The following is a 24776-nucleotide window of genomic DNA, read 5'->3' on the forward strand; positions in this document are numbered from 1 at the left end:
GAAGGTTGGAACGTGAGCGAGCAAGGCGGGCGAGCCAGTCAGCGCGACACCGGCCCGGTGGGGCCGACGAGGGAGGCCGCTTGAACCGGCGGCACCGTCGAGACCCACGAGAGAGCCACTCTCCGGACGAGGTGTTCGCCGAGATGCTGCTCGCCTCCCGCGAGCTGCTGGCCGTGCGCAGCCCGCTGGACGCCGAGCTCATGGTCTCCGACATGGTCGGGGCATGGTGGGGGCGGCGGTTGCGGGGCGGGGACGCCGAGCAGGTCCTCGGGGAGGGGCTGGTCGACTACGCGGCCAAGGCCGGATCCCCCGCCGCGCTGACGCTGCTGATCGCGCTCGCCTACCTCGGCACGGCCCGCCAGGCCGCCAAGGCCGAGGGCGCGGCGCTGGCGCTCATCGAGCGGGACGTGGCCAGACCCCGCTGGGCCGACCGGCTGGGCGTCGTCAAACCGACCGGCTGCTTCGTCTCCCGCGACGCCTACGGCGACCAGGACACCGTGGTGTGCACCTTCGGCTACCGGGGAGCGGACAACAACGAGGACCGCCACGCGCTGGTCATGATCGTGGACTACAACATGCGGGGCATCGCCCGCGACACCTGGGTCTCCTCCCAGGTGGACAAACTTCTTGACCAGGCCAGGGCTGAGGCGGGGGCCACCCCGATGCTCAGGTTCGAGGAGATCGAGCCGCAACAGGCCAGGGCGCTGCTCGAATCGGCCATGAAGGCCACCACCGAGTACGGCGACCGCAGGACGACCGCGCCGGTCAGCGACAGCTACAGCGCCTACCACGCCTTCGCCCGCTCCCGGATCAAGGCCCTGCCGCCCGGCCGCAAGCGCCCGGCCCCGCTGTACAGCGAGGCACCCTACAGCCGCGACCGCCGGGCGATGCTGGCCGCGGAGTTCCTCTCCTCGGACGCGGCCGAGCACCTGTCGGACCCCTCGTCGGCCTCGCGGTGCGCCGACCACATCATCGACTACGGCTGCGACCAGGACTTCGGCCGCCCGCTGCGGGTGAGCCCGACGAAGTGTCAGACCTTCCTGCTCGACTGGCTGCCGCGCAAGGTGATGCTCAGCCCTGCCGAGCAGGAGGCCGTGCCGTACGTGCTGGGGGCCTGGGCGCGCTTCGCCGCGCGCCGGAGCGGGCTTGCCGAGGAGGGATTGCGCGCCACGCTGGACGGGATCTGGGAGGCGACCGCCAAGTTCGCCGAGGCGTACCGCGACCCGACCACCTTCGGTCTCGACCGCGACCTGCTGAAGCGGCTGCTGCCGGACGGCGACCTGTCGGCGCTGGCCAGGCGGGTGTTCGCGTTCCCGTTCCTGCAGGGGGTGCACGGCGAGATCAAGCTCGACCTGCTCAACCCCGCCGACGAGGCCGACCGCCGCATCCTGCTGGGGATCGACCACGCCGAAGAGCTGACCAGACCCGACTACGACGAGCACATCGCCTGGCACGAGGAGATCGCCGGGCGGCTCTGGGAGGGCGACCCCCCACAGCTGTGGGAGGCCGTCCAGCGGCTGCTGGACCTCGGCCACGACCGGCACGACGTGCTGCACGTGCTGATCGAGATCGCCGAGCGGATCGGTGACGACCCCGAGGAACTGGCCATCGCCCTCGACGACATCGCCGACATTCCCGACGAGCCTCCGGCTCAGTGAGCCATGGTGATCGATCTCAACGCCGATCTGGGGGAGGGCTTCGGCATCTGGCGGCTGGGGGACGACACGGCCCTGCTCGACGTGGTGACCAGCGCGAACGTCGCCTGTGGGTTCCACGCCGGTGACCCGCTGACCATCCGCCGCACCTGCGCGGCCGCGGTGGACCGGGGCGTGATGATCGGCGCCCAGGTGTCCTATCGGGACCTGGCCGGGTTCGGCCGCCGCGAAATGGAGGTGGACCCGGAGGAGCTCTGCGCCGAGGTGCTCTACCAGTTGGCCGCGGTGGACGGGATCGCCCGCGCGATGGGTGGCCGGGTCTCCTACGTCAAACCGCACGGCGCGCTCTACAACCGGATCAACCGCGACCCGGAGCAGGCCGAGGCGGTCGTGGTGGCCGTGGTCGACTACGACCGGAGCCTGCCGCTGCTCGGCCTGCCCGGTTCGGCCGTCCATGCGATCGCCGCCCGCGAGGGGCTCGCCACCGTCGCCGAGTGCTTCGCCGACCGCGCCTACACCCCCGCGGGCACGCTGGTCCCCCGCCGTTCGCCGGGCGCGGTGCTGCACGACCCGGGCGAGGTCGCGGCCCGGGCCGTGCGCATGGCGACCGCCCGGACGGTGACCGCGGTGGACGGCTCCCAGGTCGCGGTGGACGCGCGCTCGATCTGCGTGCACGGCGACACCCCGGACGCCGTGCTGCTGGCGCGGGCCGTCCGTGACGGCCTGATCGCCGCCGGGGTGACCCTCCGGGCCTTCGCATGAGCCCCGGCCGTCGGGACACGGCCGAAGACCCTCCCGTGAAGCCCGGGCGTCCCCCGGCCGGGGCCGGGCGATGATCCGCCGGGCCGGGGAGCACGCGCTGCTGGTGGAGACGGGATCGCTGGAGGTCTCCCACCGGCTCGACGCCCTGCTGCGGGCCCGCCGCCCGGCCGGTGTGGTGGAGATCGTGCCCGGTCCCGAGACCGTCCTGGTCACCGCGCCGGGCACCGATCCGTCCCCGCTCGGGGCGCTCCTGTCCGCCCTGCTGGAAACGGCGCGCGCCCCCGGTGTCCCGGGCCCCCCTCCCCCCGGCGGGGCCGTGACGGTCCCGGTGGTCTACGACGGCGCCGACCTCGGCGACGTGGCCGCCCTGAGCGGCCTGTCCGTGGCGGAGGTGGTGGAGCGGCACACCGGGCGGGAGCTCGTGGCGGGCTGGCTGGGGTTCGCGCCGGGGTTCGCCTATCTCATCGGGCTGGACCCGGCGCTGCACGTGCCCAGGCTGGCCACGCCCCGGACCTCGGTCCCCGCGGGGGCCGTGGCGGTCGCGGGCCCCTACTCGGCGGTCTACCCCTCGGCCTCGCCCGGCGGCTGGCGGGTGCTCGGCCGCTCCCCCCTGACGGTGTGGGACGTGGACGCCGACCCGCCCGCACTCCTCACGCCGGGCACACGGGTGCGGTTCGAGGCGGTCGCCGCCCCATGATCGAGGTCATCGCGCCGGGGCCGTACGCCACCGTGCAGGATCTCGGCCGCCCCGGCTACGGCCATCTGGGCGTGCCCCGCTCGGGTGCCGCCGACGCGCCGAGCCTGCGACTGGCCAACCGGCTGGTCGGCAACCCCGAGGGCGCCGCCGCGATCGAGCTGACCTTCGGCGGTGCCCGGCTGCGCCTGCGCACCGGCGCCTGGACGGCCGTCACCGGGGCACCCTGCCCCCTGGAGCTGCTCCTGCCCGGCCGGACGGTTCAGCAGGGGATGGACGCGCCGTTCTGGGTCCCCTCGGGCGGCGAGCTATGGGTGGCCGCCCCCGGCTCGGGACTGCGGACCTATGTCGCGGTGCGCGGCGGCCTCGACGTGCCGCCCACCCTTGGCAGCCGCTCGACCGACTCGCTCTGCGGCCTCGGCCCTCCCCCGCTGCGCGCGGGGACCCTACTGCCGGTGGGGCCGACCGGTGCGCTGCCGCCCATCACGGTGGACGCGGCACCGCCGCCTGCGGCACCGCCGGATGTCCTGCGCGTCCTGCCGGGCCCGCGTGACGACTGGTTCGTCCCCGGCGCGCCGGCCACCCTGTGCTCGGGGCCGTACCGGGTGAGCCAGGACAGCAACCGGGTCGGCGTGCGGCTGCTGGGTGCCCCTCTGGAACGGGCCCGAACCGGGGAGCTGCCCAGCGAGGGCATGGTGGCCGGGGCCGTCCAGGTGCCGCCGGACGGGCAGCCGATCGTGTTCCTGGCCGATCACCCGCCGACGGGCGGCTATCCGGTCATCGCCGTCCTCACCTCGGCCTGCCTCGCCGTGGCCGCCCAGCTCCGCCCCGGCGACCCCGTCCGCTTCCGCATGTGACCACCTGAGACACTCCGCGCCGAATCAGCGGCGAACACAACCCCGGACGAACGCGAAGACCCGGTACAGACAGGCTCACGGCCACGTTTGTCGTTGTACATAATCGTCAAATTCTCACATTCTCCGGAATGGAAACGGGCATCTCAGGGAATTAGCAAACCTGTGTCGCGACGGGAAGCCTGCGCCACAAGGGATGTCCGGCATCTCCTCGAAGGAGACAGGCATCCACATTTCCTTTCTCACGGGACTCCTTTTCTTTTACCGAAGGGATCGACATGCAATCAGAAAAGCTTATTTCCAAGGAATACATGGACCTGGCCAAAATCCAGAGCCGTGAGGAGGAGCAGCTGCTGTCCAGGCGGAACGTCGTGGGTGTCGCGCTCGGAAACAAGCGGACCCGCGATCAGGACACCGGCGAGAAGGCGATCACCGTACTGGTGGACTCCAAGCTTCCCAAGGACATGCTGTCCCAGGACGATCTGATTCCGTCGAAAATCGGAACGACGCCCACCGACGTCCAGGAGGTGGGAGTCATCCAGGCCGGCGCCCCGCTCACCGTCGGCGGAGGACAGCCGGTCACCTCCTATCTGATGCCGGGAACCACCTCGACCCAGTCGCCGGGGTCCTTCATGACCGTCAGCGACCTGGGCGCGATCGTCGGCCAGAACGGCTCCACCCACACCGTGCGGATCGATGACAGGTCGCTGGCGGCACTGGAGAACGTCGGGCCCTTCAGCCTGACGAAACGGGTCAGGCCCGCCTACGGCGGCGTCAGCGTCGGGCACTTCCAGATCACGGCCGGAACCCTGAGCACCTGCGTCTACGACGCGTCGGCCTTCCCCGGCGTGCCCCAGCGCTACTACATCCTGAGCAACAACCATGTTCTCGCGAACTCCAACGCCGCGGCCATCGGCGACCCGATCCTGCAGCCCGGACCGGCGGACGGCGGAACCTACCCCACCGACGTCATCGCCCGGCTCAGCCGCTTCGTGCCGATCCAGTTCATGCAGCCCAACCAGTCGCCGCCGCTCAACTATGTGGACGCCGCGGTGGCCGAGGGCAAGTTCGAGGACCTCAACCGGGAGATCTACTGGGTCGGGCCCCTCAGAGGACTGCTCCCGGCGCCCACCCTCGGCCTCGTCGTTCAGAAGTGCGGCCGCACCACGAACTACACCACCGGCACGGTGCAGAACATCAACGCGACCATCGATGTGAACTACGGCAACGGCCGGGTTGCTCGATTCGCGCGCCAGATTCTCACCACCAACATGTCGGCCCCCGGTGACTCCGGCAGTCTCATATCCGATCTCGAAGAGCGCGCGGTCGGACTGCTTTTCGCCGGGTCCACCGCCGTAACGGTCATCAACCCGATCACGCTGGTACAGCAGCTGCTCGGAATCCGCGTAACCGAATAGCCTCCGAAACATGACCGAGAAAACCGGAGACGTGGACGCCGCGCTCAACGAGGCCACTCACTGGATCGACCGGGTTCCCGAAGTCGTCGCGGTCGGGCAGGGAGAGAGCGACGGTGAGCCGACCATAGATGTCTGGGTCACCGTGGCACCGGGCCCGGGGGTCCTTCCGCGGCGGCTCCGTGGCATCCCGGTGCGGGTGCGCGAGTCGGGCGGACCGATCACGGCATACGAAGAGGAAGACGACGGCCCCTGACCCCGGACGCTCGCCACGGGTTTCGGCAGGCTTAGTCGTACAGAACAGCACGGAGGCCCCTGGTGATGCTCGATCTTGGAAGATCGGCATCCACCGGGGGCCTTCCCTGTTCAAAAAGCGCGCCTCCGGCAAACGGCCTGCGGCCCGCTTAGCGATCCGACATTGTTGAACGCCGTTGTCTCCCCTCTCCATCACCCGGCTTCCGCGAAGCCGTGACGGATGACCGCGATCAGCAAAAGCCCATGCGTCTCAATCAAAAAGTTTGATGCTGGGACAACGGAGATTCAGCACCCCGGCCGTGCCTACCGGTCTCCGAGTCGGTGGCGGCTCGGTCGGCGTGGGTTTGGCGGCCCCTATTTGGTGAAGCCGATGTCCTGGTATCTCAGGTCGTAGAAACCCCGGGCCCCGTAGTTGGCAATGGTCTTCTTGACCGCGACGTTCTGCGGGCGCTGGTAGAGGGTCACCACGTTCACCGCCTCCCAGATCAGCCGGTCGGCGGCGTTGGTGTCGGCGATGGCCTGGGCACCGTCGAGGTCGGCGGTCGCCTTGTCCATGGCGGCGTTGATCTGCGGGGAGCCGATGCGGCCGAGGTTGGCGTTCCACTGCGGCCGGCCCTTGGTGTCCCTGGTGGCGTTGGCGTACTGGCCGTAGCCGCTGGAGACGGGGAAGGGCGTGCCCACGTAGGCGAACGCGGTGATGTCGTAGTTGCCGGGGATGATGTACTTGGTGAAGTAGTCGTCGCTGGGCACCGCCTGAAGAGTGATCTTGACACCGATCTGGGCCAGCATGCTCTGGGTGATCTCGGCCTCGGACTTGGTGAGCTGCAGGCCCGAAGGCATGACGAAGCGCAGGTTCAGCTCCCTGCCGTCCTTCATCCGGGTCTGCCCCGAGAGCCGCCAGCCCGCGGCGTCCAGCAGTTGCCCGGCCTTCCCCGGGTTGTAGGCGCCGACCTCACCGGCGTTGTCCTGGTAGCCGTCCTGGGTGTTCATGAAGAAGTGGTTGTTGAGCAGGACGATCGGCCAGTCGAGGCCCTGCAGGTCGGACTGGGCGATGGCCTGACGGTTGATGCCCATCGCGACGGCCCGGCGGACGTTGACGTCGGAGAGTTGCCCGCTCTCGCCGTTCAGGGTGATGTGCCGGAAGTCGGGTCCGGCCGCCTGCCGTATGATCGCGCCCTTGCTGCTCTTGGCGCGCGCGTAGTCGGGAGCGGACGGGCCCACGTCGAAGGTGTCCAGCTCTCCGTTGCTGAAGGCTCCGACCAGCGCGTCGCTCTCCAGCGCCCGGTAGATGATCTGGTCCAGCTTGGCCTTCTCCCCCCACCAGCGCTGGTCCCTGGCGAGGGTGACGGTCTTGGCCGTCTCGTCGAACGAGACGAACTTGAACGGGCCCGCGGTGACCGGGATCCGGTTCAGCCAGCCGTTGTTGAACGCCTCCGAGGTGGCGTTGGTGCTTTTAGGGTAGAGCGGGTCGAAGAGCGACTGCCAGTCGCCGAAGGGCTTGGCGAAGGTGATGACGGCCTCGTGGTCGTCCCTGCCCCTGACCACGCTCTCGATGTCCTGGTATCCGGTGGTGCCGGCGACGCGGTAGTCGCCGTTCCGGCCGTTCATCGCCTGCCACTGGGCCCGGTAGTCCTCCCAGGTGATCGGCGTCCCGTCGGACCATCCGGCCTTGGGGTTGAGCGTCAACGTGACGACCTGCTTGGGCTCGCTCTCGGTGATCTTCCCGGCCAGCAGGTAGTCGGTGTTCGCCGAGATCTCACCCTTCTCGTTGGAGCGGAAGGCCGAGGGCATGAGCGCGTCGACGACCTTCTTGACCATCGCCATGTTGCCGTCGACGTGGTTGAGGTTCCAGTTGGCCGGATACTCGTTGAGTCCCCAGCGCAGCAGGCCGCCGTCCTTGACCTTGTCCCTCGGCACCGGGTTGATGTCGTACGCCCTGACCGCCGAGGTCGAGGTGGACGGCGACTCGTCCCCCTCACCGCGCGACTCCCCCGCCCCGCCCCCGCCCTGGCCTCCGCAGCCGGCCAGGGCCAGCGAGCCGGTCACGGTCAGCGCCGCGGCGAACGCGCCCACGCGCCGGATTGATATCACAGTTCCTCCAGGGTTATACGACTTCGAGCTTCTCGGCGAAGTGACAGGAGGCACCGTGGTCCTCCCCGAACGGCCGGACCTGGGGCTCCTCGTTCACACATCGGCTCCGGCCGGTCTCGTCGAGGGTCTTGAACATGGGACAGCGGGTGCGGAAACGGCAGCCGGAGGGGGGGTCGGCCGGGCTGGGCAGGTCGCCTTCGAGCAGGATGCGCCTTCTGGACCTTTCCTTCTCCGGGTCGGGCAGCGGGACGGCCGACAGCAGCGCCTGGGTGTAGGGGTGCATCGGGGCGCCGTAGACCAGGTCGACCCGGCCTATCTCGGCGATCCTCCCGAGATACATGACCGCCACCCGGTCGGCGATGTGCCGGACCACGGCCAGGTCGTGCGCCACGAACAGGTAGGACAGGCCCAACCGGTCCTTCAGCTCCTCCAGCAGGTTGATCACCCCCGCCCGGATCGAGACGTCGAGCGCCGAGACCGGCTCGTCGAGCACGATCAGCCGGGGCTCCAGGGCGAGCGCGCGGGCGATGCCGATCCGCTGGCGCTGGCCGCCGGAGAAGTCCTGCGGATAGCGGGCCGCGTGGCCGGGATCCAGCCCGACCAGGCGGAGCAGCTCCCGGATCCTCGGTCCCGGATCCCTGGTCCCGTGTGTACGCAGCGGCTCGGCGAGGATGTCGTAGACGGTCATCCTCGGATCGAGGGAGGCCACCGGATCCTGGAAGACGACCTGCATCTCCCGCCGGATCGCCGTCCGCTCGCGGGCGCCCAGCGTCGAGGTGTCGTGCCCCAGCACCGCGATCGTGCCCCGCTGCGGCCTGACCAGCTCCAGGATCTCCATCAGCGCGGTCGTCTTGCCGCATCCCGACTCGCCGACCAGGCCGAGCGTCTCCCCCTCGCGGATGTCGAAGCTGATGCCGTCCACCGCGTGGACCGTGCCGACCCTCCGCCGAAGGATCGTCCCCTTCGTCAGCGGATGGTGCTTGACGAGGTCCTTGACCGCCAGGACCACCTCGCGACCGGCGCGCGGCGGCCGTACCGGCGTCCGGGGGGAGGCTACGGGCCCGGCCACGCGACCACGGGCCCCCATCAGGTGGACCTGGGCGGGTGACCAGCCCTCGGCCTCGATCTCTCCCGCGCGCACGCACGCGGCCAGGTGGTCCGGTGAGCCCACCGCGGCCGCTTCGGGCTCCTCCTCGGCGCAGACCGGGACGGCCAGCGGGCAACGCGGCTCGAACGGGCAGCCGGGCGGCAGCGCCGCGGGAGAGGGCGGGCTCCCGGCGATCGGGACCAGCGGCTGCGCGCCCCCCAGGTCCAGCCGGGGGATAGAACCGAGCAGGCCCATGGTGTACGGCATGCGCGTGCGGTAGTAGACCTCGTCCACCGGCCCGACCTCGACGGCCCGCCCGGCGTACATGACCAGGACCCGGTCGGCGAACCCGGCCACCACCCCCAGGTCATGGGTGATCATGACGATCGCCGCACGGGTCTCCCGCTGCGCCCTTTTCAGCACCTCCAGCACCTGAGCCTGGACGGTGACGTCGAGCGCGGTGGTCGGCTCGTCACAGATGATCACATCGGGGTCGTTGGCGATCGCCATGGCGATCATCACGCGCTGCCGCATGCCCCCGGAGAACTCGTGCGGGAACGCCCTGGCCCGCTGCGCGGCGTTGGGGATGCCGACCAGGTCGAGCAGCTCGACGGCCCGCCGCGCGGCCTGCTCCCCGGTGACCCTCTGATGGACGCGCACGGCCTCGGCGATCTGGTCGCCCACCCGGTAGACCGGGGTGAGCGCGGAGAGCGGGTCCTGGAAGACCATCGAGATGGTCTTGCCCCGGAAGGCGGTGAGCGCCTTCTCCCCCGCCCCCAGGATCTCCCCGCCCAGCAGCCGCACCGAGCCGGTGACGCGGGCGTGCGGCGGGAGCAGGCCGATCACGGCGAGCGCGGCGACCGACTTGCCGGATCCCGACTCTCCGACGATGCCGAGCACCTCTCCCGGACGGACCTGGTAGCTCAGCCCCCGTACGGCGCGCACCGCGCCGGCACCGGAGCCGAAGGTCACGCTGAGGTCGGCCACCTGGAGAACGGGCTCGGCCGGTTCCTCCCGCCCCGGCCGCCCCCGGTGTTCCGCCCCCTCCGGGCCTTCTCGACTTTCCAGACATTCCGGGTGTTCGGCCCGTTCGCGGTTCTCCACCTGACCCGGCCGCTGGAGGTGCTCCAGATCATCGAGGTGTTCCGATCGTTTGGGACGTTCCAGATATTCCGGGCGAAGAATCCGGCCGTTGCGGAACCGTCCGCCCGCCGGGCGCCCATCGCGCTCACTCACCGCCCTCCCCTCCTCGCCGTGGGGTCGAAGGCGTCGCGCAGGGAGTCGCCGACCAGGTTCACCGCGAGCACGATGACGATCAGCAGACCGGCGCAGAACCAGAACGTCCACGGGGCGTAGACGGCCGTCCTGGCACCGTCGGCGATGAGGCTGCCCAGCGAGACGTCGGGCGGCTGGATGCCGAATCCGAAATAGGACAGGGAGGTCTCGGTGAGGATCGCGGCGCTGACGTTCAGCGTGGCGTCCACGACCAGCAGCGAGGACATGTTCGGGATGACGTGCCGGAAGATGATCCTCGTCGGCGGCACCCCCATGAACCTGGCCGCCTGGACGAACTCCCGCTGCTTGATCGAGACGGTCATGCTCCGGACGATCTTGGAGGTGACCATCCAGAGGAACAGCGCCAGCACAAGCACGAACAGTGGCCACTGCCCCTCGGCGAAGAGCGGCGACATGATCGCCAGGATCAGGAAGGCCGGGAGCACGAGCAGCAGGTCGGTGATCCAGGTCAGCACCCGGTCGGCCCAGCCCATGAAGTATCCGGCGAAGGCGCCGACCACGGCCGCCAGCGCGGTGCCGACCACCGCGGCGAGCAGCCCGACGATGAGCGACTTCTGCATGCCGCGCAGCGTGACCGCGTAGACGTCGGCGCCGGTCTGCAGGGTGCCCCACCAGTGCTCACGCGAGGGCGGCTGGAGAAAGGCCATGAAGTCCTTGTCGGTGTAGGTCCACCTGCCGAGGTACGGCCCGGCGAAGGCCAGCAGGAACATCATCGCCAGGAGCGCGAACCCGGCGCGCCCCTGGAGGGAACCGAAGAAACGCCCCGCGACCACCCGGAGCCTGGAGGGCGCCGTGATCCTGTCGATGTCGGCCCGCTGCTCGGCGAGCTCCTCGTCGGCGATCGTCATCTTCGCCCTCACCCCACCCGGACGCGGGGGTCGAGGACGGCGTGAAGCACGTCGGAGACGAGCGACGCCACCAGCACCGCGAAGGCCGCGAAACAGCTGATCGCGGCGACGGTGTTGACGTCGTTGCTGGAGATGGAGTCGACCAGCCACTCGCCCATGCCGTGCCAGCCGAAGATCTTCTCGGTGAAGGTGGTGCCGACCAGCAGCGCGCCGAAGGTGAAGGCGAAGTAGGTGACCGCCGGGATCAGCGCGGTGCGCAGCGCGTGCCTGGCCAGCGCGGTACGGCGGCGCAGCCCCTTGGCCATGGCCGTGCGGACGAAGTCGGCGCCCAGCACGTCGAGCATCATGTTGCGCTGGTAGCGGCTGTAGACGGCGATCAGCGCGAGGGAGAGGGAGAGCGTGGGCAGGATCAGATGCTGGAGCCGGTCCACCAGATGGGTAAGGAATCCGCCCTCAAGCCCGGGGGTCGCCTCACCGCTGACCAGGAAGACCTGGGCGCCGACCAGGTCGTTGAACGAGACCGCGCCGATGATCAGGATGTTGGCCAGCACGACCGTGGGGACCGCGAGGACGGCGAAGGAGGCTCCGGTCGACAACCGGTCGAACGGGCCGTACTGCTTGACCGCCGCGCAGGCGCCGACGAGCACGCCGGTCAGGCTGCCGAGGAACAGCCCGGCGGTGATCAGGCGCAGGGTGACGCCGATCCGCCGTCCGAGGTCCTCACCGACCGAACCACCGGCCACCGTCTTACCGAAGTCACCGTGGACGACGTCGCCCGCCCAGGTGAGGTAACGCTCCGGCAGCGGGGTCCGGTCGTTGAGGTTCAGTTCTGTGAGACGCGCGTCGACGACCGCCGGCGGGATGGGCGGGTTACGGCCCTCGTAGTTCGACCGGGGGTTGAGCGCGAAGGCCGCCAGCATGTAGGCCAGGCTCGTGGCGACGACGATCAGCACCAGGTAGTTGAGCAGCCTGCGGAGCAGGAATCCCGCCATCATGCCCCCCTTCGCCATCCTCCCGCTGTCGGTGGCCATCCTGCTACATCATGCGGCCAGTCAACTACTGGGAGTGCTCAATCGGGGGTTCGATCTCAGTCAAGGGCGGTGTTTACCACGCTACCCCCGCGAGTGGGGAAGGGTGAAATCGCAGGTCATCGCTCGGCGAGCTCGTCCACGGCGGCGCGCAGGTCCGCGCTGGTGATCGTGGTCAGATCCGCGGCGCTGGCGGTGCCGCCCAGGGCCGCCAGGCGCACGTCCCGGCGCATCGCGGCGCGTTCGAACAGCGAGCGGGCGAACCGGCCGTTGCCGAGGCCGTCGATCAGGCCGTCGTCGCAGACCCAGGTGAAGACCTCGGCCAGGTCGCGGCAGGCGGCCTCGTCGAACCGGTCGCCCGAGCCCTCGGCGAGCAACCCGGCGATCTCGGTGAGCTCGCCCGGCGAGTAGGAGGGGAAGTGCACGCGCTGGCTGAACCTGCTGGCCAGACCGGGGTTGGTCGACAGGAACCCGTCCATCTCCCGCTCGTATCCGGCCAGAATGATCACCAGCCGGTCGCGGTCGTCCTCGGCCCGCTTCAGCAGCGTCTGCACCGCCTCGGTGCCGAAGGCGTCACCGCCGGTGTAACCGGAGTTGACCAGGCCGTACGCCTCGTCGATGAACAGCACCCCGCCCAGCGCCCGATCCACCAGCTCGTTCGTCTTGATCGCGGTGGCCCCGAGGTGCTGGCCGACCAGGTCGGCCCGCTGAGCCTCCACCACGTCGGGCTGGGCGAGCAGGCCCAGCGCGGCGAAGATGCGGCCGAGGATGCGGGCCACGGTGGTCTTCCCGGTGCCCGGCGGCCCGGTGAAGACGAAGTGCCGCATCTGCGGCGGGGTCGGCAGGCCGCGCTCCTGCCGCATCCTGGCCACCCTGAGCTGCGCGGTGACCGCGTGCACCTGCCGCTTGACCGGCTCCAGGCCGGCCATCCGGTCCAGGTCGGCCAGCGCCTCCTTCAGGGTGGGCATGGCCTGGTAGCGCCGGTAGCGGACGGTGAGCTCGTCGAACGCCTTGGCGACGTCGTGGACGGTGGTGGTCACCAGGTCCTCGGTCGTGGGCGAGCCGCCCGCGCCCACCACCCGCACGTCACGGGCCTGGGCCACCGCCTCCACCAGGCTGCGGACGAACCGCGCGTTGCCCAGCTCGTCCACGAGCGCGCGGCGGTGCACGTCCTCGAATCTGGCGAGCAGCGCGGGCCCGGCGCCCCCGGCCATCCGGTCGCCGCGCCGCCGCTGCAGCAGCTCGGTGATCTCCAGCAGTTCGTCAGGACCATAGCTGGGAAAACGGACCCGGCTGGAGAAACGGCTCGACAGACCGGGGTTGGAGGACAGGAACCCCTCCATCTCCTTCTCGTACCCGGCCAGGATGATGATCAGCCGGTCGCGGTCGTCCTCGGCCCGCTTCAGCAGCGTCTGCACCGCTTCGGCGCCAAACCGGTCGGGCTGGCCGTCACCGGAGTTGATCAGGCTGTACGCCTCGTCGATGAACAGCACCCCGCCCAGCGCCCGATCCACCAGCTCGTTCGTCTTGATCGCAGTGGCCCCGAGGAACTCCCCCACCAGGTCGGCCCGCTGAGCCTCCACCACGTCGGGCGTCTCCAGCAGGCCGAAGGCGTAAAAGATCTTCGCGACGGTCCTGGCCACACTGGTCTTGCCGGTGCCCGGCGGGCCGACGAACACGAAGTGACGCATCGGCGGCTCGGTGGAGTATCCCGCCTCCCTGCGTAGCCTGGCCGCCTCGATCGAGGCGGCGATGGAGCGCACCTGCTCCTTCACCGGGGCCAGGCCGATCATGGCGTCCAGCTCGCCGAACGCCTCGTCCACGGAGATCGGCGGCGGCGCGGACCGGTCGGCCGACGCGGGCCCCGGCTGAGCGCCCTCACGGGCCCGCAGCCGGACCCGGTGCTCTCCGCCCTCCAGCGCGGCCCTGACCTGACGGGCCCGCACGAAACGGTGGACCAGCACCGCGGCGGCCACGCCGTACGCGGCCCACAGGGCGACGGCCGGCCAGAGCACGGCGAACACGACGGCCGCCACGGCGGCGGAGGCGAGCGCCATGAGCGTGGTCAGCCACGGGGGGACCCAGCGGATGAGATGGGCGATCCCCGCCACCGGGAGGGCCAGAAGCGTCAGCGCCGTCGAGGCGGGCACCCCCGTGCCGTACAGGCTCTGGAAGAGCGGCAGGAGCAGCAGCCACGCGGCCACCACCACGAGTGTGGCCGCGGCGCGGGGAAAACGGAGGGTCAGCGCCGCGAAACCGAGCAGGACCATCGTGATGAGGAACGCGCCAAACGGCGACCAGCCCATGCCCAGCGCCAGCCCGACCGCCCCGATCAGCACACCGGCGTACATCGTCCTGCGCAGTGTGGGAGAGAGCCGGAAGTAGCGCAGCCGCACCTGCTCGAACGTCTCCCGTACCGCCGCGCGTCCCGCCGGCCGGGCCCTGTCGGGTTCCCGCATCACGCCTCCCCGGTCCGCCCCCGGTTATACCGCACCGGGAAGACCTTTGCGCGTGCGTGAGCGTCACGCCACGCCGCCACACTGACACGATCAGATAAACGGATGAGACCGGATGAACCCCACGATCCGGGTGCCGGGTTTCTGCCCCGCGTTCCGCCGCCGAAACGATCTGCCCGAGCGGCCGCCTCCACCGACGTCGCCGCCGCGCCTCGCCGGGTGACCCGGTACCGCGCCGCACCGGGCGGAACACGCCGCCGAACAGGCACGGAAGCGGATACGTGGACGGCCGGGACCGGGCGCGGAGGCGGGCCGGCGGACGGCCGGACGGGTCGCCGCGACTCCGGTGCGACCCGCCTGAGGGGGCTGAGGACCGCGGGCATGGGAGTGTCACCGGCCGGCAAGGCGCACCGGCCCGAGCCGATCGGTCACCTTCACTCAGCCGGGGTCGTCCGGCGGGGTCACTCGGCCGGGGTCACCCGGCCGAGGCGGCGGCGTCCCCGGTGGCGGCTCCGGTTGCGGCTCTGGGGCCGGCCCGGATACCCGGCGACCGCGACCTGTGTGGGGGTGACCCGGAGCACGCCCGCCTCGACGTCGCCGATCGCGATGCCGCGCACCTCGGCCCAGAAGCGGCGGTCCAGCGGATCCGCGACGAACACCGCCACCCTCGGGTCGCGTTCGGCCGCCTCCCAGGCGTCGTCGGCTGCGATCAGGCGGAGCTCACCGCTCGGGCCGACCGAGCTGACCGCGCCGACCGCCATGGCCCGAGGGCCGCCGGCGTCGGCGTAGGCGAGGACCACCCCCCGGGCGTAGGTGAAGACCCGCCGTACCTCGGCGTCGAGGGCCACCGGCGCTCCGGCGTCGCCCCGCAGGCTGTGGTCACGGCTCTCGCACATGATCAACGAGGACCGCCACGGGCCCGGGACACCGGACCACCACGTCTGCGCCGACCGCGCGGCGAACACCGCCACCAGCGCGGCCAGCACGACGACCCCGGCCCACCAGGCCCGCACCACCGGCTCCGGGGACAAGCCCGGCACCGGTACGGCCATCACGCCGACGAGCACCGGTGGCCCGGCGACCAGCAGGGCGACGGCCGTCGCGAGCCAGCGGTCCGCCGTCAACGACCGGCGCAGGGCACCCGCGGCCCCGATCCGGGAGGCAGCCCAGACGAGGGCGGGCGGGACCGCCGGCGCGACCAGTGCCCACCGGGGCTCGCCCAGCAGCCGGACGGCCACCGTGACCACGGCCAGCACCGACCACCCCCGGACCACCAGCAGCCAGAGGGTCACGCCGATGTTCCGCGCGGCCGTACGGTTCCCGTGGACCGCGGCGAACTGGGCCAGCGCCCTGACCGGCCGCCCCCGCCAGGCCTCGACGCTCCCGCGCAGGACGAGCAGGATCACGCCGTTGAGGAGGACCAGCCCCGCCGGAACCACCCATCCGCCGCCCAGCGGATCGGGCTGCGAGCCGGGGATCCACGGGGGGAGGATGGCGATCGCCGCCATATAGGCGGCGACGACGACCGGCGTGACCGTGACGGTCGCGCCGAGCCACAGGTCACGGGCAAGCATGCGGGGGACGTAGGACCAGAGCCTGACCCGGCGCGCCTGCCTGAACGTGATCACCAGGACGGCGGGCAGCACGGCCGCGCCGCCGATCCTCGCCTCGGCGGCCAGCCCGGGGCCGAAGGCCACCACGGCGACCAGGGCGAGCGCCACGGCCAGCAGGATGCGGGTCTGCCGGGACCATATCTCCAGGGCGCGCCTGGCCCGGCCGGTCTCGCGGGGGTCGACCGGCCAGGCGGGGTCGTGATGGCCCCGGGGGCGTTCCCAGCGCAGGAGGGTCAGGCCGAGGTTGACCCTGGCCGCGGGGTGATCGCCCAGGAGGCCCAGCGCGGTGCGGTAGGCGGTCTCGGCGCGGTGGTGCTCCCCGCGCAGCAGCGCGAGGTCGCCGACGAGGACGTGCGTGTCGGGCTCCTCGGGGGCGTAGCGGGCGGCTCTGGCCGCCTGGGCCGACGACTCGCGCCAGCGCCCCGGCACCCTGCGCAGTGCGGTGCCCAGGCGCAGGCGCGCGGCCCATGATCCGGGGGCCAGCCGTACGGCCTCCTCGGCGGCGGCCACGGCCTCCGCGTCACGGCCGAGCCGTTCGAACGCGAGGCTGGCGAGACGGTATCCCCAGCCGCCCCCGGATTCGGCCCCCAGGTCGCGGTCCACCGCCTGGCGGGCCGCCTGCAGCGCGGCCTCCGGCCGGTCGCGCTCCAGCCAGGCGACGGCCACGGCGCACCACTCACGCACCTCGCCGGGGTCGCGCGACGGCGGGACCGGGGCGGGGTCCGGCTCGCCGGACCCGTTCACCACTGCGTCCCGTTCACCACTGCGGCTCACGGACCTCACGCTGACTTCTCACGATCGCCATCGTGCGGGCGAGATCACCGTTTGCCTAGATAGTAGATATATCCCTGTATCTCTCTAGAGAGGTCGCAAGCGGCGGCACAAGGTATGGCATTTAGGTACGAACCGATCTACCGATCATGGCTCGCCCACCACCCGGCTTGGCCTAAGCTGCGTCGCATGTTCGTCCAGGCCGGCAACTCCTTCAGCGGCCTATGACCGCCATGGGGGTCGCGGACGGTGCCGTCCGCACCGGGATCGACCCGCGAACGCGCGGGACCGGCCGCTGGTCGGTCCTGGTTCTGCTCTGCCTCAGCCTGCTGCTGATCGCGGTGGACGCCACGGTCCTGCACATCGCCGTACCCGCGCTGACCGCCGCACTCGAACCGAGCTCGGTGCAGCTGCTGTGGATCATCGATGTCTACTCCCTGGTGGTGGCACCGCTACTGCTGACCTTCGGCACACTCGGCGACCGCTACGGGCGAAAACGCCTGGTACTGGCCGGTTATCTGGTGTTCGGCGCCGCCTCGGCGGCGGCCGCGTTCGCCCCGAGTCCAACCACCCTCATCGCCGCGCGGGCCCTCCTGGGCGTCGGCGGCGCCATGATCATGCCGGCCACACTCTCCATCATCCGGCAGGTCTTCACCGACCGGCGGGAGCGCGCGATCGCACTGGGGGTGTGGAGCGCGGTGGCCGCCGCGGGGGCCGCGGTCGGCCCGCTCGTCGGCGGTCTGCTCGTCGAGCACCTCTGGTGGGGCGCGGTCTTCCTGATCAACGTGCCGATCCTGCTGGTGCTGCTGCCCGCGGCCGCCAGGCTCCTGCCGGAGTCCCGCGAGCGCGCCTCGCACCCGTGGGACGCGCCCAGCGCGCTGCTGTCGGTGCTCGGCATCCTCGCGCTGGCGTTCGGCCTGAAGGAGACGGGGTCCGGGCACCTGGGCGGCCTGGCGGTGTTCCTGTGCGGCATCGGGCTGCTGGCCTGGTTCGTGCGCAGGCAGCGGAGGCTGACCTTTCCCCTGCTCGACCTGGAGCTGTTCCGGCAGCGGGCGTTCTCCGTCGGGGTGTGCGCCGTGCTGCTGACCGTCTTCGCCCTGGTCGGCCTGGAGCTGATGCTCGCCCAGTATCTGCAGCTTGTGCTGGGCGACAGCCCGTTCCAGGCCGCGCTCCGCCTGCTGCCGCTGATGATCGCCTCGGTCGCGGGCGGCCTCGCCGGAGCGCGGCTGCTGCGCCGGTTCGGGCTGCGCACCACGATGGGCGGCGGCCTGGCGCTGACCACGCTCTCCCTTCTTCCCACCCTGACCTGGGGCACCGAGCGGCACGCGCTGATGCTCGCGCTCTGCTTCGTCGGCATCGGCTTCGGCATCCAGGTGACCCTGCTGGCCGCCTCCGACACGATCATGTCGTCCGCCCCCGAGTCACGGGCGGGCGGTGCCGCGGCGGTCGAGGAGACCGCCTACGAGCTCGGCGCCGGGCTCGGGGTCGCGGTCCTCGGCACGATCACCAGCGTCGTGTACGCGCCCTCGCTGCTCCCGGTCCCCGGCGTCTCACCGGACCTGATGGGCATGGCCCGCCAGTCGCTCGCCGCCGCCGCGCACGTGGCGCGCAAGATCGGCGGCGACGCCGGGACCGCGCTGCTGAGTGCCGCCCGCACCGCGTTCGTCACCGGGCTGCACTCCACGATCGTGGTGAGCGTGCTGCTGCTGGGCGCGATCGGCACGACGGTGGCGGCGCTGCTCCCCCGCCGGTCGGCCGACCAGGACGACAGGCGTTGACGGACGGCCTTCACCCTCGGGTTCACGAACGGGCTCGACCAGCGCTCTTTCCATCAGTTATCGGCAAAAACGGTAAATCCCCACCAGAACGGTGAATCTCCACCAGAATGAGGAGTCGTGCAACGAACCCTCCACGACCTCGCCGTCCTGGCCGCCAGGCTGGGAGTGGGCGGAATCTTCTTAGCCAACGGCTGGCAGAAGCTCGAATCAGGGCTGACCGCCACCGGTGCCCAGTTCGCGACCTTCGGCGCTCCCAACCCGGGAGCCTGGGCCGCCACCACGATGCTGATGGAACTCATCGGCGGAACCCTGCTCGTGGTCGGCCTCGCCGTACCCGTCTGTGGGCTGCTGCTGCTCTGCGAGGCCATCGCGGTCTTCGTCGTAGCCAGAGGTGAGCACGGCCTGCCGCTCACCGACGGTGACGTCAGCCTGATCGTGGCGCTCGGCGCGGCCTCCATCCTCCTCGCCGTCGGCGGCGCGGGCCGCCTGTCGATCGACCACATGGTGGTGATCAAACGACGGGAGGCGGTGGCCGCCGAGGACCTCGCCGTCGAGGCCGAGGCCGACGACATCATCTCCGCGCTACGCGAGCCGGAGGCCGCCAAGGCCGTCCCGGCCGAGCCGATCCCGGCGTCCGCGGCGGGCAAGCCCGTACGGGCCGCGGGATCCGGCCGGACGGCCCGGACCGACCAGGCGGACAGACCCGCGCAGTCCACGCCCGAGGACGCCCCCGAACCCGGCGGAGACACCGCGGAGCCTCCCGCGGCCCGCCCCCGTGGCGGCCGCCGGAGTGCGGCCTCGAAGACCGCGGCCGGTTCCGCCAAGGGCGGCGACACCCTGGTGGCGGGAGAGAAGGACAGACCCGCCGGACGATGACCGGCCCGGCCTGATCCGCTCCCCCATCGGGGAGCGGCCGAAAACCATGGTCTCGCAGGCGAACGGGTGACCCCTGCGGGACTGTCGGAGAGCGGGTGAAGGCCGCGGCCCGGCGGCGAACGGGTGAAGACCGCGTGGTCGGAGGTGTGGCGGCGCTCCCCCAGATCACGCCGCCGCGCCGCCGCGCCGCCGCGGCGGGTTCAGCCGGGCAGCAGGACCGTCCAGATCACCCCGGCTCCGTCGAACGACCACCCGGAGGCCGGGTGCGCCCGGCGCCCGTCGCCAGGCCGCCCGGTCCGCCCCGCGCAGGCCCGGCCTCCGCCCGTGCGAGGTGCGGGGGTCGTCGTCCGGCGGGTGCGGGACCGGTGCTCCGGGCGTGCTCGCTCGCGCGTCCGGTACGGTTCCCGACGGTCCGGGGCGCAGGAGCGGCCCGAGCCCGAGACGGCGGCGGGACCTCGCCGGGGCCGCCGTGCGCATCGCTGGTGATCCCATGGCGCCGGAGCCGCGTCGGCCGTCCGGTCCGCGGCGGATACGGCGTGCGGTAGAGCCGGTAGACCGAAAGCGATCATCGCTCTCTGTCTCCTTTCAGTACGGGAGACGTGTGTGATGGACCTCCCCTCCAAGAGTGCCGCCAGGCGGCCGTCTTCGGCAGTCCTGCGTCTACGACGGTATGTCCGCACATTGAGTTGTGTTTCTTGTAGAACCTTCGGCAGTTTATGTAGGACCGTGAAGAACCTGCATGGCGACACCAGCGTCCAACATGTCGGCGGCGGCGGCCAGGCGGGCGGCACCCATCCGTCACACCGCCCGGACACCGATGACATCGGTGACGCCGCCACCCTGACGGCTCCGCCGTTCCAGCACATCCCGGCGCGATGACCAACGGAAACGGGCCCTCACACAGCCGGGGCATCGTTGATCACCCAGGGGTTTGCGGATAGGTTCCCGCTTGAACGAAAAGCGCGCGAGGAAAAATAAGAAAAAGGATAAAGCGAGATATTTATCCCTTTGTCCACATTACGGCGACTGCCGGCATTTTTCCGTGTCACGCTCGCACCTCATCCCGAATTCAACCCAACGGGAGGACTCGTCTTGCTGGATCGCCGCCCTTTCCCCACCGCCGTCCGGCGTTCGGCCGTCACGCTGGTCACGATCCTCACCTCCTGCGCCGGCCTGGGCGTCACGGCTCCCACGGCGAACGCGACGAACACGGTTCACCGGGTGAACCCGGTGAACCCGGCCGACTCCACCAACCCCGCGGGCAGGGCCGACGCGAGCGACGTCCCCTCCATCGACGACTGCGGAAGCCTCACCCTCTCCGGTTCCGCGTTCGGCTATCTCGACAACGGAACGCTCAGCGCCGGGTTCTGCGTCGGCCTGAAATCCATCCGCCGGATCAACATCGCCTACGACAAGACGGGAGGAGGCGCCACGACCGTACGGCTCGGCTACCAGCAGACGAACAGCGCCGGGGTGGGGATCGGCAAGCCGGTGTACGGCTCCGCCCTGACCGCGACGTCGGGGAACACCACCCTCAGGAGCTTCTACCCCGTCCTTCCCCCTGGCTGCTACCACGGCGTGATGTTGAACACCGCCACCCGGTACCAGTACGTCACCAAGGTCTGGGGCGAGTGCTGACGGCGGCGGCCGGTCGCCGGGGTACGAGACCCCCACGGCGAGCGCCGCGCCCGCCGGACCCCTCGAAACCGCCGTCGTACATGGAGCACGCCCATGCCGGTGCCCGTTGAGGTCTTCCTGTCGAACCGCGGCCTCTGGACGCCGACCGCCTGTCTGCTGATGGTCTGCGCCGCACTCTCGGCGCTGCTCACCGCGAGGGTGGCCGGTCTGCTCGGCTCGGGCAGAACTCCGGCGTTCGCCTCGCTGCTCTCCGTGTCGGTGATCCTGGCGTTCACGCTGCCGACGCGGATCCCGCCCGGTGGACTGCGCCCGCTGCTGGACGGACCGCTCCTCTGCTCGATCGGAGCCCCGAGGGGGATCGCCGAGATCGTGGACCCGCAGAACCTCCTCAACGTGCTGCTCTACGTTCCGGCGGCCCTCCTGGGGACCCTGCTGACCGGCCGTCCCCTGAGGGTCGCCTCCGGGCTGGCGGCGACCTCGGTGTCGATCGAGATCGTCCAACTGCTCTCGTCCACCCGGAGCTGCGACACCACGGACATGCTCTTCAATGCCCTCGGCGCCCTCGTCGGGACGGGGGTGGGGGCCGTCGTTCTCCACATGACATCCTCGAAGGACGCCGTACCGAGGCGGTCTCCCCCGGCGGAGGCCCACGGGCGCGGCGAGCGCTGTGACCGGTGACCGCGAGGAGAACCCGGCAGGTGCGGACGCCCGCGAACATCCCTCGCGCCCCGCGGCCCCGTGTCGCGACGGTTCCGGCGGAAACACGGGGCGATCATCTACGCTCTGCCCATGATCCACCGAGGAGGGGAGGGGGCCACATGGCGGAGGAAACGTCGAAGCTGACGGGCCTGCTGTACGAGATCGGCCTGCTCAAGCGCTACCGTCGCACGGGCTGGCTGGTCGCCGGGGTGCGAGACCCGGAGAGCATCGCGGACCACTCCTTCCGAACGGCGATCATCGCGAGCGTGATCGCTGCGCTGGAGGGCGGCAACCCCGAGCGCGCGGCGTTCATGAGCCTGTTCCACGACACGCAGGAGACACGGATCACCGACATTCCCTATCTCGGCAAGCGCTATCTCGCGGCGGCCCCCAACGAGGAGGTCACCGCCGACCAGACACGCGGTGTCCCCGGGCCGGTGGCGGAGATGGTGCGCGGTGCGGTCGGCGAGTACGAGGAGAAGGTCAGCCTGGAGGCGGTCTGCGCCCGCGACGCCGACAAACTGGAATGCCTGCTCCAGGCCGTCGAATATCGCGAGCAGGGACATCAGAACGTCCAGCCGTGGATCGACAGCTCGCTGGCCGTCCTGAAGACGCCGTCCGCGCAGCGTCTCGCGGACGAGGCGCTCCGCACGGGCTCGCTGGACTGGTTGACACACGCCCTCAACGGAGACCGGGACACCTGACGAGCGCCGGCGTCCACGTCCGCCCGAGTGCCCGGAGCCGCCGGCGGCCCGGCGCGGCCCTCCACAGATCAGGTGGTCCCGGCCGGAGTTGTGAGCGCTATGCGGAGGTCGTCTTCCGTGTCCCCTTCTGCATCGGGATCCCGACCCGGTCCACGATCGCCTCCGCGCCCTCCTGGCGGGCGCAGTGCGCGCTGCAGAACCAGCTCCGCTCGGCCTGGGCCCCGTGACCGACGATTTTCACACCGCAGTGTTCGCATACCGGCGCCATCCGCTGGATCGCGCATTCGAAACTGTCGAAAACGTGCACGACCCCCTGGGCGTGCACCTCGAAGGTCATGTCATAGTCGTTGCCGCAGACTTCACACTTCGCCATGGCTTCCCCCGAAAACTCCAGGCGTTTACCGTTTAGGTCTACCCGGACAGGCGGGGCTCAGACAGGTGCCACCAGCCATATCGCCGCGATGACCAGAGCGAACACCATGGCAAAGATCACGGCGGACGGGATCCACCGGGCACGGGCCACGAGGCGGCGCCGGTCGGTCTCGATCCACTCACGCAGCCGGGGCCAGGCGTACGGCAGCGCCGGATGGGCAAGACGGACCGTGTCGCCCCGCCGGACGATCAGGGGGCCGAACGCCTCGGCGACCCGCTCCTCGGACGCCGAGGCCCGCACGGGAGCCGCCGGGCCACCGGTGGAGGCGGCGGCGAGCCGGAGGAACATCCTGGAGGCGAGCACGCGCCCGGCCGGATCCAGCGCGGTGTAGACGTTCTCGGCCACGGCCCCCAGCCCCGGGTCGTCACAGGGGGTACGGAGCCCGGCGGCCACCCGGTCACCCGCGACGAGCAGGAAGTCCGTGGTGAGGGGGGCGTCCGCGGCGAGCAGGGCGTCGATCAGCCGCGGCTGCCCGCCGAACACCGCCTCGGTGGTGAGCGGTGCCCGCGCGGCGAGCAACGCCTCCATGAACGGCGCCCCGGCCGTCAGCGTCTCCACCGGCGACGGCTCCGCGTACGGCGGTTCCAAGGACGACGGTTCCGAGGACGGGGGCTCGAAGAGCGGGGACTCCGCCGACGCCGGCCCCCCGGGCGGGGAGGCGCCGGGGTCGTCCCCGGCACTCCCGGCGTCCCCGGCGCCCTCAGTACCACCGGCATTCCCGGCGAGCCCGAATGAGACCCGCGCGTCCTGCCTGACCAGGGCGAGCAGCACATCCCGGGCGGACGGCCTGGCGAGGGGGGCCTTGGCCAGAGCCTCGGCGACCAGGACGCGCAGCGGGCCGGGAAGGGCGCTCAGGTCGGGGTCCACCGAGAGCACCCGGTGCATGACGGCCCCCAGACTCCCGCCGATGAACGGGTCCACCCCGGTGGCCGCGTAGAGCACGGTCGCCCCCCAGGCGAACACGTCGGCCGCGGCGCCGCCCTCCTCGCCGGTGAACACCTCGGGCGCCGTATAGGCCGGCGCACCGGCCACCGGCCCGGGCCGCGGCGCCGTACCGGCCGCGTCCGCCACCCCCCGGGGCGAGGGCCACGCCGTACCCGTGGCGCGCGCCGTCCCGAAGCCGATCACCCGGGGGCCGTCAGGACCGAGCAGCACGGTGTCGGGCGTGAGGTCACGGTGAACCACTCCGGCCTGGTGGAACGCGGTCAGCGCGGTGGCCACGGCGGTGGCCAGGCGGCGCAGGTCGCGGTCGGCGAGGACCCGGCCGGCCTCGCGCAGGCTGGGCCCCGCCACGTACTCGCTGACGATGTACGGCCCCGGCCCGTCAAGACCGGCGTCGATCATGCCCGCCGTACAGAACGGCGCCACACCCCGCGCCGCCGCCACCTGTCCGGTGAGCCGTCTCCACAGCTCAGGATCGCCGGACGGCACCTGTACGACCACCCGCCGCCCGGCCGGGCCGTACGCCTCGTAGACCACGCCCCGGCGGCCCGAACCGAGACGCCCGGCCAGCCGGTACTCCCCCAGGCACTGCGGATCCCCTTCGGTCAAACTCGCCGCGACTCTCATGTGGTGTTGGATGCGATCTTCCAGCGGAAAGTTTGGCCGGTGCGGTGACCACGTACTTTTACCGGGTCGGCGGCCTGTCCACCACACCGGTACGGCGAGTGGTGTCACCGCCCTGACCGGCGCCGGTGAACGACGTGCGACCCGGTGAGAAATCGCCCCCCGCGCCGGCATCGTTTTCCGCAGGTGCCACGTCGTCGCGGGTCGGACGGCCGTGTAAGACCCAGCGCCCCGGGTAATCGTCCCAGGCCGATCAG

Annotated in this window: 20 protein-coding genes; 12 read left to right on the forward strand and 8 right to left on the reverse strand. The window is 71.2% G+C overall.

Annotation, left to right across the window (positions count from 1 at the left end; all coding sequences use genetic code 11):
- Nucleotides 1-80: 80 nt before the first annotated feature.
- The 6 genes from ACWEF2_RS11090 (at nucleotide 81) to ACWEF2_RS11115 (ending at nucleotide 5636) form a co-directional block, all read left to right on the forward strand.
- Nucleotides 81-1658, forward strand: a complete 1578-nt coding sequence (locus ACWEF2_RS11090; protein ID WP_355596212.1) for a hypothetical protein — start codon at nucleotides 81-83, stop codon at nucleotides 1656-1658.
- A 3-nt stretch (nucleotides 1659-1661) separates the two neighbouring features.
- Nucleotides 1662-2417: a LamB/YcsF family protein gene (locus ACWEF2_RS11095; RefSeq protein WP_453814083.1), complete on the forward strand. Its 756-nt coding sequence runs from the start codon at nucleotides 1662-1664 to the stop codon at nucleotides 2415-2417.
- Between the two features lie 70 nt (nucleotides 2418-2487).
- Entirely contained in the window at nucleotides 2488-3114 is a 627-nt protein-coding gene (locus tag ACWEF2_RS11100) for a 5-oxoprolinase subunit B family protein (RefSeq protein WP_453814085.1), read from the forward strand.
- A complete protein-coding gene (locus tag ACWEF2_RS11105; protein ID WP_453814087.1) occupies nucleotides 3111-3968 on the forward strand; it encodes a 5-oxoprolinase subunit C family protein in 858 nt (285 codons plus the stop codon). Before ACWEF2_RS11100 ends, ACWEF2_RS11105 begins: the two co-directional genes overlap by 4 nt.
- Nucleotides 3969-4243: 275 nt before the next feature.
- The gene (locus ACWEF2_RS11110) at nucleotides 4244-5383 is read left to right on the forward strand and encodes a hypothetical protein (RefSeq protein ID WP_453814089.1); all 1140 of its coding nucleotides are present in this window, start codon (nucleotides 4244-4246) and stop codon (nucleotides 5381-5383) included.
- A 10-nt stretch (nucleotides 5384-5393) separates the two neighbouring features.
- A complete protein-coding gene (locus ACWEF2_RS11115) occupies nucleotides 5394-5636 on the forward strand; it encodes a hypothetical protein (RefSeq protein ID WP_453814091.1) in 243 nt (80 codons plus the stop codon).
- A 353-nt stretch (nucleotides 5637-5989) separates the two neighbouring features.
- On the opposite strand, the gene ACWEF2_RS11120 is transcribed toward ACWEF2_RS11115, so the two are convergent.
- From ACWEF2_RS11120 to ACWEF2_RS11145, 6 genes are all read right to left on the reverse strand, one after another.
- Nucleotides 5990-7726, reverse strand: coding sequence for an ABC transporter family substrate-binding protein (locus ACWEF2_RS11120; protein ID WP_453814093.1), 1737 nt, complete (start codon nucleotides 7724-7726; stop codon nucleotides 5990-5992).
- 13 nt (nucleotides 7727-7739) lie between these two features.
- Nucleotides 7740-9800: a dipeptide ABC transporter ATP-binding protein gene (locus ACWEF2_RS11125; RefSeq protein ID WP_453814271.1), complete on the reverse strand. Its 2061-nt coding sequence runs from the start codon at nucleotides 9798-9800 to the stop codon at nucleotides 7740-7742.
- 245 nt (nucleotides 9801-10045) lie between these two features.
- Nucleotides 10046-10957 carry an ABC transporter permease gene (locus ACWEF2_RS11130; protein WP_453814095.1) on the reverse strand — a complete coding sequence of 304 codons (912 nt, stop codon included), beginning with the start codon at nucleotides 10955-10957 and terminating at the stop codon, nucleotides 10046-10048.
- Nucleotides 10958-10965: 8 nt separating this feature from the next.
- Nucleotides 10966-11949 carry an ABC transporter permease gene (locus tag ACWEF2_RS11135; protein ID WP_453814273.1) on the reverse strand — a complete coding sequence of 328 codons (984 nt, stop codon included), beginning with the start codon at nucleotides 11947-11949 and terminating at the stop codon, nucleotides 10966-10968.
- A gap of 155 nt (nucleotides 11950-12104) precedes the next feature.
- Nucleotides 12105-14444, reverse strand: coding sequence for an AAA family ATPase (locus ACWEF2_RS11140; RefSeq protein ID WP_453814097.1), 2340 nt, complete (start codon nucleotides 14442-14444; stop codon nucleotides 12105-12107).
- Nucleotides 14445-14902: 458 nt separating this feature from the next.
- Complete coding sequence (locus ACWEF2_RS11145) at nucleotides 14903-16828, reverse strand: tetratricopeptide repeat protein (protein ID WP_453814099.1); 1926 nt, start codon at nucleotides 16826-16828, stop codon at nucleotides 14903-14905.
- A gap of 221 nt (nucleotides 16829-17049) precedes the next feature.
- Between ACWEF2_RS11145 and ACWEF2_RS11150 the strand changes: the two genes are divergently transcribed.
- The 6 genes from ACWEF2_RS11150 to ACWEF2_RS11175 all read left to right on the forward strand — a co-directional run bounded on the left by ACWEF2_RS11150 (nucleotide 17050) and on the right by ACWEF2_RS11175 (nucleotide 22520).
- Nucleotides 17050-18603, forward strand: a complete 1554-nt coding sequence (locus ACWEF2_RS11150) for an MFS transporter (protein WP_453814101.1) — start codon at nucleotides 17050-17052, stop codon at nucleotides 18601-18603.
- Between the two features lie 117 nt (nucleotides 18604-18720).
- Entirely contained in the window at nucleotides 18721-19479 is a 759-nt protein-coding gene (locus ACWEF2_RS11155) for a DoxX family membrane protein (protein WP_453814103.1), read from the forward strand.
- Nucleotides 19480-20205: 726 nt separating this feature from the next.
- A complete protein-coding gene (locus tag ACWEF2_RS11160; protein ID WP_453814105.1) occupies nucleotides 20206-20358 on the forward strand; it encodes a hypothetical protein in 153 nt (50 codons plus the stop codon).
- A 213-nt stretch (nucleotides 20359-20571) separates the two neighbouring features.
- Nucleotides 20572-21117 carry a hypothetical protein gene (locus ACWEF2_RS11165; RefSeq protein WP_453814107.1) on the forward strand — a complete coding sequence of 182 codons (546 nt, stop codon included), beginning with the start codon at nucleotides 20572-20574 and terminating at the stop codon, nucleotides 21115-21117.
- 93 nt (nucleotides 21118-21210) lie between these two features.
- Entirely contained in the window at nucleotides 21211-21795 is a 585-nt protein-coding gene (locus ACWEF2_RS11170; protein ID WP_453814109.1) for a VanZ family protein, read from the forward strand.
- Nucleotides 21796-21935: 140 nt separating this feature from the next.
- On the forward strand, nucleotides 21936-22520 hold the full coding sequence (locus ACWEF2_RS11175) for an HD domain-containing protein (protein WP_453814111.1): 585 nt from the start codon (nucleotides 21936-21938) through the stop codon (nucleotides 22518-22520).
- Nucleotides 22521-22617: 97 nt separating this feature from the next.
- On the opposite strand, the gene ACWEF2_RS11180 is transcribed toward ACWEF2_RS11175, so the two are convergent.
- Nucleotides 22618-22893 carry a hypothetical protein gene (locus tag ACWEF2_RS11180; protein ID WP_355596181.1) on the reverse strand — a complete coding sequence of 92 codons (276 nt, stop codon included), beginning with the start codon at nucleotides 22891-22893 and terminating at the stop codon, nucleotides 22618-22620.
- 57 nt (nucleotides 22894-22950) lie between these two features.
- Complete coding sequence (locus ACWEF2_RS11185; RefSeq protein ID WP_453814114.1) at nucleotides 22951-24504, reverse strand: serine/threonine protein kinase; 1554 nt, start codon at nucleotides 24502-24504, stop codon at nucleotides 22951-22953.
- Between the last annotated feature and the right edge of the window lie 272 nt (nucleotides 24505-24776).

It is taken from the genome of Streptosporangium sp. NPDC004631, assembly GCF_053601935.1.